Below are 13,515 nucleotides of genomic sequence, written 5' to 3' on the forward strand. Positions count from 1 at the left end.
CTCCCTGGTCCATTGCAACAAAGGGGGGACGGCGCGCATGACACGGAAGTACCATGCGAACCCGCGAATAGAGCGTGTATTACGTTCCTCCTTTAGTAACATCAGGCTGAGTCATTTCGGTGACGATTTGTCCCTCAATCGCTGATGGTGAGAGGATTTCGCGCCGACAGAAGACACAGGGCAGACCGCAAGAAGAGGCAACTTCAGATGCCGAGCACCTCCATTCATGAACTCGCGATTGAGCAGATCGAAAGGCTTTCAAAAAGAGGATTTCAGCGACTGGCATTGCCGAAGCCCCTTGAGAACGCATTCGAACAGTCCACGCTTGCTCGACGATCCGAACGTCTCTGGCTCGAAGGGCTGATAGCGATTGGTCTCTTCAACGTCTACGTCCTCGTCGACCACCACCTTCAAGGAGGCAACTCATGGCTTCCAATACAAATTCGCCTATGCATCGTCACCCCCCTAGCCCTACTGATTAACCTCAGCATGCGTTGGAGCCCCAATAAGATCTATCGCGAAACCAGCATTGCCGGGGCAAGCTGCCTTATTGGAGTGACGCACCTCTATCTCGAGAGCAATAAGAATGCAGCCTCCTCCGCATACGCTCAGGTGGGCCTCATCGTGGCGGTCATCTTTGTCAATGTCGTAATGCGGCTTCAGTTCGTTTACGCTCTCAGCGCATCGGCTATTTTGTTAGCAAGCGATCTTGTATTCATAAAACACGATCACCTCCTGAACCCGTCCGAGAAGCTCCTTGGAATTACTTTGGCTGTCTGTGCTATTTCGATGACTCTAATCGCGAACTACAGCATCGGGCGAGAAGAGCGGCTCGGTTTCCTGATGCGCCTGCGCAGCGAGATACAAAGCAAAGAGCTTTCTTTCCTGAATGTAGAGCTCCAGAGAATATCTTGCATCGATAGCCTGACTGGCCTTGCCAATCGGCACGCATATGAGTTGCAGTTTGCCAAATTGTGGCGCGAGGCTGTTGATTCCGGCTCATGTCTATCCGCAATCGTGATCGATATCGACCACTTCAAGCTAACAAACGATACTCGCGGACATTTGTATGGCGATCGTGTACTGGTTCGAGTCGCGTCTCTGCTCTTGCAGAGTTTGCGGTGCAAGGACGATTTCGCGGCCAGATTCGGCGGCGAAGAGTTCGTGGTCCTACTTCCCGGCACAACTCAGCAAGGAGCAATGATAGTCGCCGAACGCATTCGCAAGCTCGTCGAAGTAGCCGGCTCTCCGGCGCTTCCCGAACCCGGCAGCCATCCACGCCTGTCGACAGTGAGCTGCGGCGGAGCATCCTGCTACCCGAGCGACGCCGCATGCAAGGAAGACCTTTTGGATGCAGCAGACAAAGCACTCTATCAAGCCAAGGAATTGGGCCGTAATTTAGTGTGTTGGGGCGAATCGATAAGCAGACGGAAAGAATCGCCATCTACGTATAAGAACGCTCTAAGGATCTCGGTGAACACTGATGCGATTCCCCTTACAAGAGTTGACTGACTGCCAGCGTTAGATCTGAACGGCTTATTTGAAGAGTAAAAGAAACATCCTCCGAAGCGATTCTTTGGAAGACGTTGGCTTCGCCGATGCAAAGACAGTTCTGAATCGCCGGGGGGCTTACCCCTTCGTCAAGCGATTCCAGCCAATGGCTTTGAAAGCACGCGCCTAGAGCTCCGACGCGGAAATCTGCTCTTCTACGACTGCAGGAAAGAGATTCACTAATCGTGGCCTGGTCTACTTGCCGATGCAGAAGGTAGAAATATCAAGGAATGCCAGCATTGAGAAGGTTTTTCTCGCAGGCTTACTAATTGTGGACAATATTGTGGTCAGAATGAACAGCAACCTTCAGAGTGAGCACTCCCACATAACCATGATCATATTGAATCGGTAACCCGGCCACTGCCTTCTCGGTCTGGCCCTTCAATCGCTCGACGCTGCCAAGGTAAGCTCTGGGGCCGAAGACTCTAGCTGTTCGGTCCACCTCAAGGTGTTGCGGATCGCCACCGGAATTTCTAAATCGATGTAATCGACGGGATCTCCTTGGTAGTAGTCGAGCACGCCCATGAGGCTGATGTAAACCAAGCCGACGGTGAGCTTCGCCATCTTCTCGTCAATTTTCGTGTTCTGACGAAGACACTTACCAGGGTGCAGGAAATTCCGTAATTCGTGGACGCGGGTCACAGCGTCTAGTGGCGACATCACCATTTCAGGACACTCTTTGAGCACATCGTCGACGTCGGTGCTCGGGGCGTAGGCCGCAAGGAAGTTTTCCGTCGTTTCCCTATGAGCGCTAAACCAACCCAGCTCCTTACCGATGATGATCAGTTTTCCAAAGTCGATCCAAGGGATCAGCTCGGAAAACGACTGTCCCCGCCTTCTTTCCTTCTTTGCAAAAGCTTTCCAGGCTTGAGTCTGAAGAACTACATCCCGATCGCGGACACAGGCCAGCATCAAAATTGTCTCGACCATCGAGCACCCAACGATACCCCCTGCGAAGTAGGCCTCATTGTCGTTGCAGCGGATAGTTTCATCGAGATATCGATGCGCTAGTTGATAAAGACTCAGCGTAAACCTATAGCGCTTCATCCCTGACGCGGAGAGCGGAAACATCGAGAAGGGAGCCCATATTCCGGATACCAACCGCGCAAAGCCCCGGCCCAAATTGGTCCATAGAACAGTGTCATGCTTCTCAAACGTAATGCGATAACCAGTCGCCGTCTTCGTCATCATCGTCTTCACAGCATAGGTCCATGACTTGGATGAAGGCACACTCGAACAACTAACTCAGGAGAAGCGATCTCTACATTGTAATGGGATCGTCATAAAAAACGGTCGCCTTAGCGGCCGTTAATTTGGTTCGGCTTCGAATGCTGGAGCGCCTCATTGATGCTTTTTGCCCATCCTCTTTAAGGGCGTTTGTGTTTGAAATTCCGTACCCTGTCTTGATGGACGAACGCCTATTCAAATCAGCGGAAGATCAGTAGTACAACCGTGAATTTGCCGAAACGTGACTCTCGGGAAGGTCTCCTAAGCGGCTAAGCTATTCTGATTACGATGACGGAAGTGGATGTCACCCTCACCGACTACGCTGTCACGGCCGAATGTGCCTGCTTTACATACCTTTTTATCCCTGCCCGATCCCCGATCTCGCAGCTGGCTACTGCGTTCATAATCTTCTTTTTGTCGATTGCCGTCGCCGCCACTGCGGGCGGAACCGTCCACGGCTTCTTCGCCGACGAGAAATCCTTCGGCCACCGCGTCCTGTGGCCATTCACTCTCTTCTGTGTGGGCATCACCGCTTTTGCAGGGATCCACATTAGCGCAGCCCTGTTGTTTTCCTCCACAGCCATTCGACTGATTGATATTGCGAGTGTCCTTGTTTTTCTTGCCTACACCGTCATCATTCTGTTTATACGAAGCGACTTCCGACTCGCCGTTCTTAACTATCTTCCCTCATTGATCTTTCTCGCGAGTGCCTTCCTGATCGTCCACTTGAGGTCTGGAAAGTCGGCCCTACTGGTAGGATTTTGGGGTGTCTGCGTCATGATTGCCGCTGCGGGCGCGCAACAGCTTAAGTGGGCACTGCATTCTCGTTTCTGCAACCACAATGCCGTTTATCACGTTCTCCAGGCCCTTGCTCTCTGGATGATCTTCATTGCGGCACAAGAGAGCATTCGATTGGAGGAGTACACCAGGTGACTTTTGTTCGCGAGTTCAGTACGGTAACGGAAGCATCCTCCCTAAGCTCTCATGCTGCATATACCGGTTCGGATGACTCGTTAGCCGTCAATGACATCCATTCCCAACTCAACCGCACGCTCGTAGACAGCATCGTCAAGCCCCGCACCGTCCTGGAGCTTCAAGAAGCGGTTAGCAAGGCGAAAGCTGCCGGCAAACCGGTGTCGATCGCAGGAGCACGTCATTCCATGGGCGGCCAGCCATTTGGCACTGGCATGGTCCTGATCGATATGACAGATCTCAACCAGGTGATCAGCTTCGATCAAAAAACCGGGCTCGCAGAGGTTCAAGCGGGAGCGTTTTGGCCACAGTTCACGGAGACCTATTTACGTCTTCAGCAAGATTTTCCAACCCAATGGGGCTTCGCACAGAAGCAGACCGGTGCGGACAGTATCAGCATCGGGGGAACCCTCGCGGCAAACGGTCATGGTCGAGGGTTGACCATGCAGCCCTTCATCAGCAACGTGGAGTCCTTCACACTCGTTGACGCAAAAGGAACTCTACTCGTTTGCAGCCGCGAAGAGAACGCCGAGCTCTTCCGCCTCGCCATCGGCGGTTATGGCCTGTTCGGCGTAATCGCAACTGCCACGCTCCGTCTTGTTCCTCGACAGAAGATTCAGCGCGTGGTCGAGATCCGTAGGTTATCCGGCCTTATGGCCGCTTTCGACCAACGCATCAGCGAAGGCTTTCTCTATGGAGACTTCCAATTCGCCATAGATCCGGCCTCGGATGACTTTCTCAACAAGGGCGTATTCTCCTGCTATCGCCTCGTCGACCAAGCAATCCCCATCCCTCCCGAGAAGGGTTTGTCCGACGAGGGCTGGCGAACTCTGCTTTATCTCGCCCACAGTAATAAGAAGGAAGCCTTTCGAGGTTACGCCGACTACTATCGCTCGACTGATGGACAGCTCTACTGGTCGGACACGCACCAGATGAGCTTCTATCCCGAAAACTATCATCACGAGATTGATCGGATTGGGAACGCAAGCACACCGGCCAGCGAGATCATTACCGAGATCAATGTTCCCCGAGAGCAACTCGAGTCCTTTCTAGCTGAGGCCCGCGATGACTTCAGCAAAAACGACGTAAACCTCATCTACGGTACCGTCAGGCTGATCGAAAGGGATGATGAAAGCTTTCTGCCTTGGGCCAGACAAAGTTACGCCTGCACCATCTTCAACCTGCACACCGTCCACTCTCCCGAAGGCATCGAGCACTCGGCCGAAGCCTTCCGTCGCCTAATCGACATGGCCGCCAAGCGCGACGGCAGCTATTTCCTTACCTATCACCGGTACGCTCGCCGGGAGCAGGTCCTCGCCTGTTATCCCAACTTTGCCGAGTTTCTTTCGCTCAAACGGAAGTACGATCCCGAAGAGCACTTTCAAAGCGACTGGTACCGTCACTATCGGGCCATGTTCGAGGACGCCCTTTGACTGAAGCCTCATTCTCGCCGCCGGCCGCTCTCCAGCGGCGATACCTGACCATTCTGTGCGCCCTCCTGTTCTTGTTTTGCCTACGTGTTCTCGGTCAATTTCTGGTGGCGACATTCCACGTATTGTGGCTCCCGGCCATGGACGAGTGGATGTCCGGCCTTGTGCCCTACCCCGGATTGCTTGCCAGCCAGATCCTCATCATCCTGCTCTATGGAAAAATCTGCCTCGACTTCCATCGAGGTAGCGGCTACTTCTTCAACCCCAGAAGACGCCTCGGCACCGGCCTGCTCATATTTGGAGCACTGTACCTGACCGTAATGATCCTCCGTTACATCATGCGCATGAGCCTCTACCCTCATGAACGCTGGACCGGTGGTTGCATTCCCATCTTCTTTCATTGGGTTCTCTCGTCTTTCATTCTCGTGCTCGGCAGCTTTCACTGGCGCACAACTCCGCAGTCTCCTGCGCCCAGTGCGCTCCGCCGTACATTCCATTTCATCGGAGCTTTGGCCGCGATCCTCTGCATCGTGGCATGGGCGATTTTCCAAATGACTCCCTCACTCCTTGCTCACAGGCTCGGCCTTCGCCGCTCGCAATACGCCGCACGTGAGCAGAAAAATGTCGCTATCTTTACCAGTGATGGAGTTCGTCTCGTCGCCGACATCTACCATCCCCAGCACACCGCCCACAGTCCGACAATCCTCGTCCGCATTCCGCTCACCCGTGACCTCAAGAACTCGCTCTTCGCCAGCACGATCGGCAAAATGTGGGCTGAACGGGGCTATACCGCCATCATTGAGGGAACTCGCGGCCGCTTCAGTTCCGGCGGCTCCTTCTATCCTCTGCATGGCGAACGTCAGGACGGCATCGACACTCTGAAATGGATTGCCAGCCAGCCCTGGTACGACGGCCGCATTCTCACCTGGGGAGGCTCCGCTTTCGGTCAAACCGAGTGGGCAATTGCTGACCAGATCAATCCCGGCCCAATCGCTATGCAGGTCTACTTCGCTAGCACCGATTTCTATGGCATGTTCTATCCAGGAGGAGCTTTCTCGCTCGACAGCGCCCTGAGCTGGGCCATTCGAAGTCACGGTTTGCGAGATCATCCTGACTGGCCATCGGCAGAGGAAGTCCGCAAAGCATCAGACGAGTTTCCCATGCGTGATGCCGACCACCGCGCCACAGGTCAAGACATACCCTTTTTTAAGGGTTGGGCTGATCATCCCGAACGTGATGAACTCTGGGCCGAGATCGACGGCCATGATCGAGCCCATTCTTTACAAGCCCCCGTCCTCTTAATGGCCGGATGGTACGATCCATTCCTTCCGACGCAGCTTAATGACTTTCAGACAATCCGCCGTTCACCGCAATCCAAGGTCGCTACTCGTAGCCGCATCATCATCGGTCCCTGGACGCATGCAAGCGAAGTCTACTTTCCCGATGGCACACACGGTGAAAACTTTAGGCTCCAGAGTCTTGCCCTTAGTTTGCCATGGTTTGATGAAAACACCGGCCTCGTTCAAGTGTCAGGCATCGCGCCTGTGAAGCTATTTGTGATGGGCAAGAACGTATGGAGATCGGAGAATGAATGGCCACTCGCTCGAACCCGCTACGTCCACTTCTATCTCGGCAGCGTCAAGGGAGCCAACAGTGCAACTGGTGATGGCACTCTAAGTGTTGCCGTACCCACGGGGACGCCGCACAGTGATACCTACACTTATGACCCGCTGCATGCCGTTCCCACCGCCGGAGGAGCAATGATCGGTCCCGCAGCCGGCATTGCTCGCCAAAATGACATCGAGACACGACTCGATGTCCTTGTCTACAGCACCCCGCCGCTTGACGATGACCTAGAGGTGACCGGTCCCCTCTCTCTTACTCTCTATGTTTCCACGACAGCACTCAACACCGATTTCACCGCAAAGCTGGTTGACGTGCAGAGCGACGGATTGGCCCTGAATATCTCCGATGGTGTTCTGAGGCACTCTTATCCGGAGATGGCACACTCGTCCACCAGTTCCGGCGTCTCTGAGATTCACATCGATCTATGGCCCACAAGTATGGTCTTTCTTAAAGGACATCGTCTGCGATTAGAGGTCTCTAGCAGTAATTTTCCTCGCTTTGATCGGAACCCAAACACAGGTGCGCCGGCGGCGGCCGTGGAGAGTACCCAGACCGCGCGTCAGACTGCCATGCACGATTCTTCGCATCCGTCTTATCTAATGCTGCCTATCATTCCGTCACACTAAATTCCTGTACGTCTGATCAGAAACGTTTCCGGCAGATCCCGATTCTCGATCTTCGTTCGACAGACGTGCGAATGGATGCAAGAGAACGTTGTCCAAATCGAGTTTTGCGACTTCATTACCAAAGCGACAGTGGCAATCTTCGAGGGGAAGATCGACTTGAGTGCGATGCCACATGGTCCTGAGTTTTTGTTTCTTCGATTCTCCTTGCGTTTCCATTCCACATAAACGGAAGACTATCCAAAAGAATTACGGATACTTTGCTGTCGATGGTTCCGACTATCGAAACCTACTTGATTGATGAAAGCTTCCTGAACCTGGGGGCAGTTCCCCGAAAGGGAAGGAGAATCCCTTATGTTTACTGACAATGGAATGCGTTCTATCTTCGGGTCTCGAGCAACCCTTAGCGTGTTATCGTCCTACGTCTAGGGATACGCTGAGCAAAAGGACAAACACTTGGTCGATCGCGTCTTCGGAGGAAGCTGGACAGATATCAAGCTGGATCTCTTGCGTAAGTATCTGGCTGCTTACCAGCAGATTTTCACTAAGAACTTGAAGCCAAGTTACTTCACGACCTGGTATGTAGATGCTTTCGCTGGGACTGGCTCACGTACTCCCACAGAATCTCGATCACAAGATCTAGGCATGTTTGCTGAAGTCTATGAAGATGCCGATACCTCACAGTACAGGGATGGAAGCGCTCGAATCGCACTCGGGCTGTCAAATCCTTTCGATAAGTACCTGTTCATAGAGCAGTCCGCAATTCGGGCTGGAGAGCTCAAAGACTGCATCAGGAAGGATTTTCCGAAGCTACTTGAGCGTTGTGAGCTGAGGAACGATGATGCAAACGTCATTCTTCGCCAATGGTGCAAGGAGCGTGACTGGCGCAAGGGACCGTCGATTACCAGAGTTTAAAGATGTCTTGTGACTTAGCCGTTTCACGAAGTGAGGGAAGCTGCTGACAGCGCAGATGTTCATGAAGCCGCTGACAGCCCCGCCATCCTTCGGAGGCGCGAGGTACACGTTCGGCTTGTCGTCGGTCGGGGCGCCGCCGACATTGATGACGACCCACGTATTCTCTAGCTGGACGATGCCGGGCGTACCGTTCTCGCCGTCCATGACGACTTTCCCGCCGAGGATTCGCGAGTAGAAGTCCAACGACTTCTTTATGTCCGCCGAGACGAGAAAGAGCGTCACGGCGAAGCCCGTACTGGGAAAAATTTCGTAGGTAGTATCTGCCATTTCTCTCCTTGCAAATCGCGCGCGGTCGCGCATCATGCGACGGCTAACCCGTCGCTTGGAAACTCCCGAATAACCGCTTCACATTGTTTTCTGACGCTTGGCTCCCCAGCGGCACAAATTCAACTTCGGCGTCGCCAGGGCCTTTTCCAATCGTCGCAATCTGGTGCTTGTTTTCTTCGGTAACAATGCGGAGTATTTCGTGCGCGATGTCATCACCGGAAATGTATTCCTTGGGCAAAGTCTGCGAAGAGCGTGTCCGCACGAGAGAATCAATGACCAATTCAGTAATCCAGGGGGTTGATTCGGTAGCTTCTGCGATGAGAAATCTCGTCCAGGCCATTTGGGCCGTCGCTGATACACCGAAGGCCGAAACGTTAGGAACTGCCTGCAATGAAAGGATGCCATTCAATTTAACGAAATGGGTGTCAGGACCTAATGCTGGAATTAGCGCTTGGGTCAAACCAACATAAGGAAAAAACGTTCCCTCAAAGACTCGATGAACTTCATCTACCGGGACTTCCAAGGAGCTGGGGCCCTGCCAAAATGTTCCCACTGAACTTACGGCCGCTCGCAAAACACCTTCTTTTTCTATGGCGGCAGAAAGAGTTTTCAGACCTTGAGGGGTGCTAACGTCAGTTTCCAACGGAATGAGTTCACCAGTGGAGATATCCTTAAGAGAAGCGCCCAAGGCTTTCAATTTCTCTTCGGAACGCGAAGGAACAAGGACTCGTGCGCCCTGTTGCAAAAACATTCGCGTAATTCGTTCTCCGATTTCACCAGCTCCGCCCGCAACTACGACGAGTTTGTTTCCTAATGCATGTTGATTTTGCTTCATGACTTTCTCCATATGCAGTTTGGTTTGTCCCCGCAGCTCATCTTCCCGGACGGCCCACAACTAGAGTTGAGACCATCCTCCGTCTACCGGAAGCTCGATTCCCGTCGTGTAGGTTGCATCAATCGCCAGGAATGCCACGGCTTTGGCAAGTTCCTCTGGCTGGCCGAGACGCTTCATCGGAACGGCTTGGGCCATCTGAACGTAGACCTGATCTGACGCCTCCTTGGGCATTCCCACCTTCTGGAGTATGTCCGTCGCTTCAATTGGACCCGGGCTCACCGCATTAACACGAATTCCACGGGGGGACAGCTCACTAGCAAGACTCCGAGTAATGGAACGAAGCGCTGCTTTAGCGGCGCCGTAAGCGCTCAATGGCCCCACTGCTTTCACGTTGGCCATCGAAGTTGTAAAGACCACCGAACTTCCTTCCGGCATGAGCGGCACCAGTTTTTGGGTGATAAAATACGGTCCCTTCGCGTTCAGGTTGAGCATCTCGTCGTAGACTTCCTCCGTCACCGACTCAAATGGGATAAATTGACCGTATCCCGCGTTGACGAACAGCACATCGAGCTTGCCGAACGTCTCCTTGACCTTCGCCGCTAAGGCATCCATATCGGGAAACGAGGTCGCGTCGCTGCGGACTACGATAGCGTTATCGCCAAGCTCAGCCTGAGCCGACTTGATTGTTGCAGGGGTGCGCCCAGTCACGATCACGCGGGCACCTTCGTTGATGAATAATTTGGCAGTCGCCAAGCCGATGCCGGTGGTTCCGCCTGTGATAACTGCTGTTTTTCCTTTGAACCGATCCATGTTGTCTCCTGTGCTTATTTGTCTTAAGGCATTACATACGCGAGAGTACGATACTCGCAGCGACAATGCAAGGAGTTTCGTACGCAACGGTAACTAATATTGCGAAGCGCGCCTGAGGACGCCCAAAAGGTTGTATTCCCGACGAAGCAATTGACCGCGACCGGCGCTCCTTCAGGACACTGCTCTCAAGTTGCTGCAGGAGAGAAATCGACGCCAGAGACCTTGACGATGGCTTGCCACGCGGCCTCCTGGTTGGCGCGGTCGTGGAAATGCGGCTGGCGCATCGCCTCAATTGGGCCGGTGAGCTTCTTGGGTGCCGAGGCGAAGAACTGCCCCGAAACATCGGTTCCGAACGCCGATGCCTGGAGGTATCGATGGGCTGCGGTCTCAGGAGTGTGGGACATGCCGGGGATAAGCTTCACCAGCGGAACCATCAGCCACTTCAAGGCTGGGCCAGCGTTTCGCATTCCCTTGGTGTCGGGCGTGCTGCCCGGCGAGACGGCGTATACGGCCATGCCGGGGGGTAGGCGGCGCGCCAGCGCCGCTACCCACCAAGCGACGACGATCTTCGCGTCGGCGTACGCCCGGTTGGCCTGGTACTTCACGTTCGGCCCGCTACGCAACAGAACTTCCACCGCAGCGCTTCGGTCACCCTGGTATCTCGTGGCCGCAAGGGCCGCCACGTCGGTGTAGCTGAACAAGGGTACGTCCCCTCGGGCAGCTTCCGAGCCGGCGATAACAATCCGCGCGTTGGCGGAAAGCAGGTTGGCGCGGAGCAACCCGAGAGTCAGTTGATGATGGCCGATGAGCGGGGCCTGAGTCGCCTCGATGCCCGCCGCAGTGAGCACGCGCTTCTTACCTGGGATCAACCCTGCATTGAGCAGTAGGAAATCGACCGGCCGACCTCGCTTGACGACCTCGGTGAGCGCGGACTGAATGCTGGACGGCGTGTCCAGCTCCAGCTCCTGCGGCGTGAAGACCTGCACTTTGGTCTCATCCGCGAGCTGAGTGGCCGTTTCTTGGGCCCGAGCCAGGCTGCGCCCGGTTACGATGATCTCGCGCCAGCCCTCTCCGGCAAGAGCGCGGGCTGCCGCATAACCGAGCCCGGACGTGGCGCCGGTGACTAGAGCGATCGAATGTTCCATGGTGTCTCCGTGGTGAATGTGAAGGTCCTGCTGTTTTTCCTTTGGACCTATCCATGTTGTTTCCTGTGTTTATCTGTCTTGCGGCATTACATACGCGAGAGTACGATAACAACAGATGCAACGCAAGGAGTTTCGTACGCGATGGTAACTAATATTGCGAAGCGCCCCCCGGGACGTCCAAAGGGCTTTATCCCCGACGAAGCACTCGACCGTGCCGTTGAGATGTTTTGGGAGCATGGGTATGAAGGAGTTGATGTAGAGCGGATCGCCCGGGCCGTGAACGTCACCAAACCCGCGCTGTACCGAGCCTTCGGAGACAAGTCCACCCTGCTGCTTAGGGCGGTCGAGCGCTATGCAATAACGTCTGGAGTTCCCAGAATGGCAGCTTTCCAAGCGGAGCCGGACATCCACAAGGCTGTGACCGCCTTTTGCGAGGCTACCGTCAACACCGCGTCGGATGAGGCTTGCGGCGGCTGCATGATGGCCGCCGCGGTGCTGGGAAACTCGGAGCGAGTAGCCGAGATCCGTTCGTATGCCGCGGAGGGCCTTACCGCAACCGCTGATATTTTCGCGAAACGGTTCGAGAAGGAGATGAAGGCGGGACACCTGACTCGCACACCCTCTGCCAAGGTGCGAGGCCGTGCGCTCGTTGACTTGATGCAGGGTTTGCAGCTTCGCGCCAGGGCCGGCATTGCGCGAGAGCAATTGCTGCAAGACGCCCGAAGCTATGTGCCCCTGATTCTTGGCAAGTGAATCTACCGCACTTCTCGGAAGGAGCGGCTCTGGATTGAAGACAAATCGTCAATGCATGATTCGAGGCTCTTCGGTGCTGGAAACGCGCGTTGGCCTGATGGCAACAACTGAGAATTGTAGTTGCCGAAGGCTTGGCACTCGAGGGAATCCCCAACCGTCGTGCATGACATCTCGCTGAGGGCTTCGCCTATTTCCGGCGCAAACTACTGGAAAAGGGTCGGCTAGTCAATCTTCGTGGCCGCGGAAGCGGGGTTGGCTGGATACCAGCGCTGAGTGCGGGGAACGGCGAAGAAAGTAGCCGCCACGAGGAGAGCGAGAGTAGGAAGCACGAAGATGCTGCCTTCGGGGCCAGTGGTGCCGCCGGAGAGCAGAGGCTGCCCGATGGGATGGGAGGCGAGCAGGTGATAGCGGATCATGTTGCCGCTGTCGCCGACACCGTAGAGAAAAGATTGGGCCCAGTTCCACGAGGTGTGGGCGCCGATGGCCCACCAGAGTGAGCCCGTCCGCCAGAGGCTGAAGATGAAGGTGAGGCCGAAGAGACCCACGGCGAACAGGCCGAACGGGCTCTCGCCGGGGTTGTTGCCATGGCCGAAGGCGAATACGGAGCATAAGACGAAGCCAGCGGTCCAGTAGCCGAAGGCGCCAGCTCGCTTAGGGGTGGTGAAGAGGCGGTATAGGCCGGAGAGGCCGCGAGTGAGGGTGAACTGCAGATATCCGCGGAGGAAGGTTTCTTCAAAGAGCGCAACGATGAGGAAGCCGAAGGCCCAGACAGCCGCGTAGCGGAAGATCGCGAAGGGCGCGAGGAATTCGCGATCAAATATGAGCAGATGGGCTTTCCAGAGGACAAGCACGAGCACGGAGAGCAGGACGAGACCCCAGAAGAGCCCGTGAAGGAAGAGCCGCAGGCGTCCTGAACCGCCCAGACCGTAGACGGTGACGGGACGGCGCTCGATGCGGGAGAGGATCAGCGTGGCGAGCGAGACCAGCAAGAGCATAACGCCTTCGCTGATGACGGAGGGTACGGGTGCCAGCTCCGGCGAAGACTGCGCAAGATTGGTCTGAGGCTGCGCTGGAAGCAGATGGAGGCGGCTGATGGTGTAATTCGAGCCAAAGCATAGAAGAACGAAGAGGAGAATGCCCCAGCCGGCACGGAGGCCCTCGTCTCCGAAGAAGATGCGGTGGAAGATACGCGGCTCGTGAGGGTCTTGAGGGGTCGGCGCGGAGAGGATGTTATCAGGCAGACCGGAGGGGGCGGGCTGCGTGAAGTTCGGGTTGTCCAAGGGGTCTCCTTATCATTGGGA

Annotated in this window: 12 protein-coding genes; 6 read left to right on the forward strand and 6 right to left on the reverse strand. The window is 55.1% G+C overall.

Annotation, left to right across the window (positions count from 1 at the left end; genetic code table 11):
• Positions 1 to 207: 207 nt before the first annotated feature.
• Complete coding sequence (locus tag RBB76_RS09620; protein WP_429634612.1) at positions 208 to 1,512, forward strand: diguanylate cyclase; 1,305 nt, start codon at positions 208 to 210, stop codon at positions 1,510 to 1,512.
• A 420-nt stretch (positions 1,513 to 1,932) separates the two neighbouring features.
• On the opposite strand, the gene RBB76_RS09625 is transcribed toward RBB76_RS09620, so the two are convergent.
• Positions 1,933 to 2,598 carry a hypothetical protein gene (locus tag RBB76_RS09625; RefSeq protein WP_433963544.1) on the reverse strand — a complete coding sequence of 222 codons (666 nt, stop codon included), beginning with the start codon at positions 2,596 to 2,598 and terminating at the stop codon, positions 1,933 to 1,935.
• Between the two features lie 468 nt (positions 2,599 to 3,066).
• On the opposite strand from RBB76_RS09625, the gene RBB76_RS09630 reads away from it, so the two are divergent.
• The 4 genes from RBB76_RS09630 to tcmP all read left to right on the forward strand — a co-directional run bounded on the left by RBB76_RS09630 (position 3,067) and on the right by tcmP (position 8,344).
• Positions 3,067 to 3,711 (forward strand): DUF6962 family protein, encoded by a 645-nt coding sequence (locus RBB76_RS09630; RefSeq protein WP_429634610.1) that lies wholly within the window; start codon positions 3,067 to 3,069, stop codon positions 3,709 to 3,711.
• Positions 3,708 to 5,183: an FAD-binding oxidoreductase gene (locus RBB76_RS09635; protein WP_429634609.1), complete on the forward strand. Its 1,476-nt coding sequence runs from the start codon at positions 3,708 to 3,710 to the stop codon at positions 5,181 to 5,183. Before RBB76_RS09630 ends, RBB76_RS09635 begins: the two co-directional genes overlap by 4 nt.
• Entirely contained in the window at positions 5,180 to 7,432 is a 2,253-nt protein-coding gene (locus RBB76_RS09640; RefSeq protein ID WP_429634608.1) for a CocE/NonD family hydrolase, read from the forward strand. Before RBB76_RS09635 ends, RBB76_RS09640 begins: the two co-directional genes overlap by 4 nt.
• 504 nt (positions 7,433 to 7,936) lie before the next feature.
• Complete coding sequence (gene tcmP, locus RBB76_RS09645) at positions 7,937 to 8,344, forward strand: three-Cys-motif partner protein TcmP (protein ID WP_433963565.1); 408 nt, start codon at positions 7,937 to 7,939, stop codon at positions 8,342 to 8,344.
• Here the strand turns inward: tcmP and RBB76_RS09650 are convergent.
• The 4 genes from RBB76_RS09650 to RBB76_RS09665 all read right to left on the reverse strand — a co-directional run bounded on the left by RBB76_RS09650 (position 8,240) and on the right by RBB76_RS09665 (position 11,461).
• Positions 8,240 to 8,671 carry a VOC family protein gene (locus tag RBB76_RS09650; protein ID WP_429634606.1) on the reverse strand — a complete coding sequence of 144 codons (432 nt, stop codon included), beginning with the start codon at positions 8,669 to 8,671 and terminating at the stop codon, positions 8,240 to 8,242. The two genes, tcmP and RBB76_RS09650, sit on opposite strands and share 105 nt — an antisense overlap.
• Positions 8,672 to 8,714: 43 nt before the next feature.
• Entirely contained in the window at positions 8,715 to 9,506 is a 792-nt protein-coding gene (locus RBB76_RS09655; protein WP_429634605.1) for an SDR family NAD(P)-dependent oxidoreductase, read from the reverse strand.
• A 60-nt stretch (positions 9,507 to 9,566) separates the two neighbouring features.
• Complete coding sequence (locus tag RBB76_RS09660) at positions 9,567 to 10,316, reverse strand: SDR family oxidoreductase (protein WP_429634604.1); 750 nt, start codon at positions 10,314 to 10,316, stop codon at positions 9,567 to 9,569.
• Positions 10,317 to 10,501: 185 nt separating this feature from the next.
• Positions 10,502 to 11,461: an SDR family NAD(P)-dependent oxidoreductase gene (locus RBB76_RS09665; protein WP_429634603.1), complete on the reverse strand. Its 960-nt coding sequence runs from the start codon at positions 11,459 to 11,461 to the stop codon at positions 10,502 to 10,504.
• A 141-nt stretch (positions 11,462 to 11,602) separates the two neighbouring features.
• Here RBB76_RS09665 and RBB76_RS09670 point away from each other — a divergent pair, with 141 nt between their 5' ends.
• Positions 11,603 to 12,214: a TetR/AcrR family transcriptional regulator gene (locus tag RBB76_RS09670; RefSeq protein WP_429634602.1), complete on the forward strand. Its 612-nt coding sequence runs from the start codon at positions 11,603 to 11,605 to the stop codon at positions 12,212 to 12,214.
• Between the two features lie 221 nt (positions 12,215 to 12,435).
• On the opposite strand, the gene RBB76_RS09675 is transcribed toward RBB76_RS09670, so the two are convergent.
• Positions 12,436 to 13,494, reverse strand: coding sequence for a CPBP family intramembrane glutamic endopeptidase (locus RBB76_RS09675; protein ID WP_429634601.1), 1,059 nt, complete (start codon positions 13,492 to 13,494; stop codon positions 12,436 to 12,438).
• Positions 13,495 to 13,515: the final 21 nt, after the last annotated feature.

This window comes from Tunturiibacter psychrotolerans (assembly GCF_051013365.1).
GTDB lineage: Bacteria > Acidobacteriota > Terriglobia > Terriglobales > Acidobacteriaceae > Edaphobacter > Edaphobacter psychrotolerans_A.

Coding starts and splice junctions, on each gene's coding strand:
- RBB76_RS09670 (WP_429634602.1), top strand. CDS start 11,603: ATGGTAACTAATATTGCGAAGCGCCCCCCGGGACGTCCAAAGGGCTTT.
- RBB76_RS09660 (WP_429634604.1), bottom strand. CDS start 10,316: ATGGATCGGTTCAAAGGAAAAACAGCAGTTATCACAGGCGGAACCACC.
- RBB76_RS09665 (WP_429634603.1), bottom strand. CDS start 11,461: ATGGAACATTCGATCGCTCTAGTCACCGGCGCCACGTCCGGGCTCGGT.
- RBB76_RS09625 (WP_433963544.1), bottom strand. CDS start 2,598: ATGAAGCGCTATAGGTTTACGCTGAGTCTTTATCAACTAGCGCATCGA.
- RBB76_RS09655 (WP_429634605.1), bottom strand. CDS start 9,506: ATGAAGCAAAATCAACATGCATTAGGAAACAAACTCGTCGTAGTTGCG.
- RBB76_RS09620 (WP_429634612.1), top strand. CDS start 208: ATGCCGAGCACCTCCATTCATGAACTCGCGATTGAGCAGATCGAAAGG.
- RBB76_RS09650 (WP_429634606.1), bottom strand. CDS start 8,671: ATGGCAGATACTACCTACGAAATTTTTCCCAGTACGGGCTTCGCCGTG.
- RBB76_RS09630 (WP_429634610.1), top strand. CDS start 3,067: ATGACGGAAGTGGATGTCACCCTCACCGACTACGCTGTCACGGCCGAA.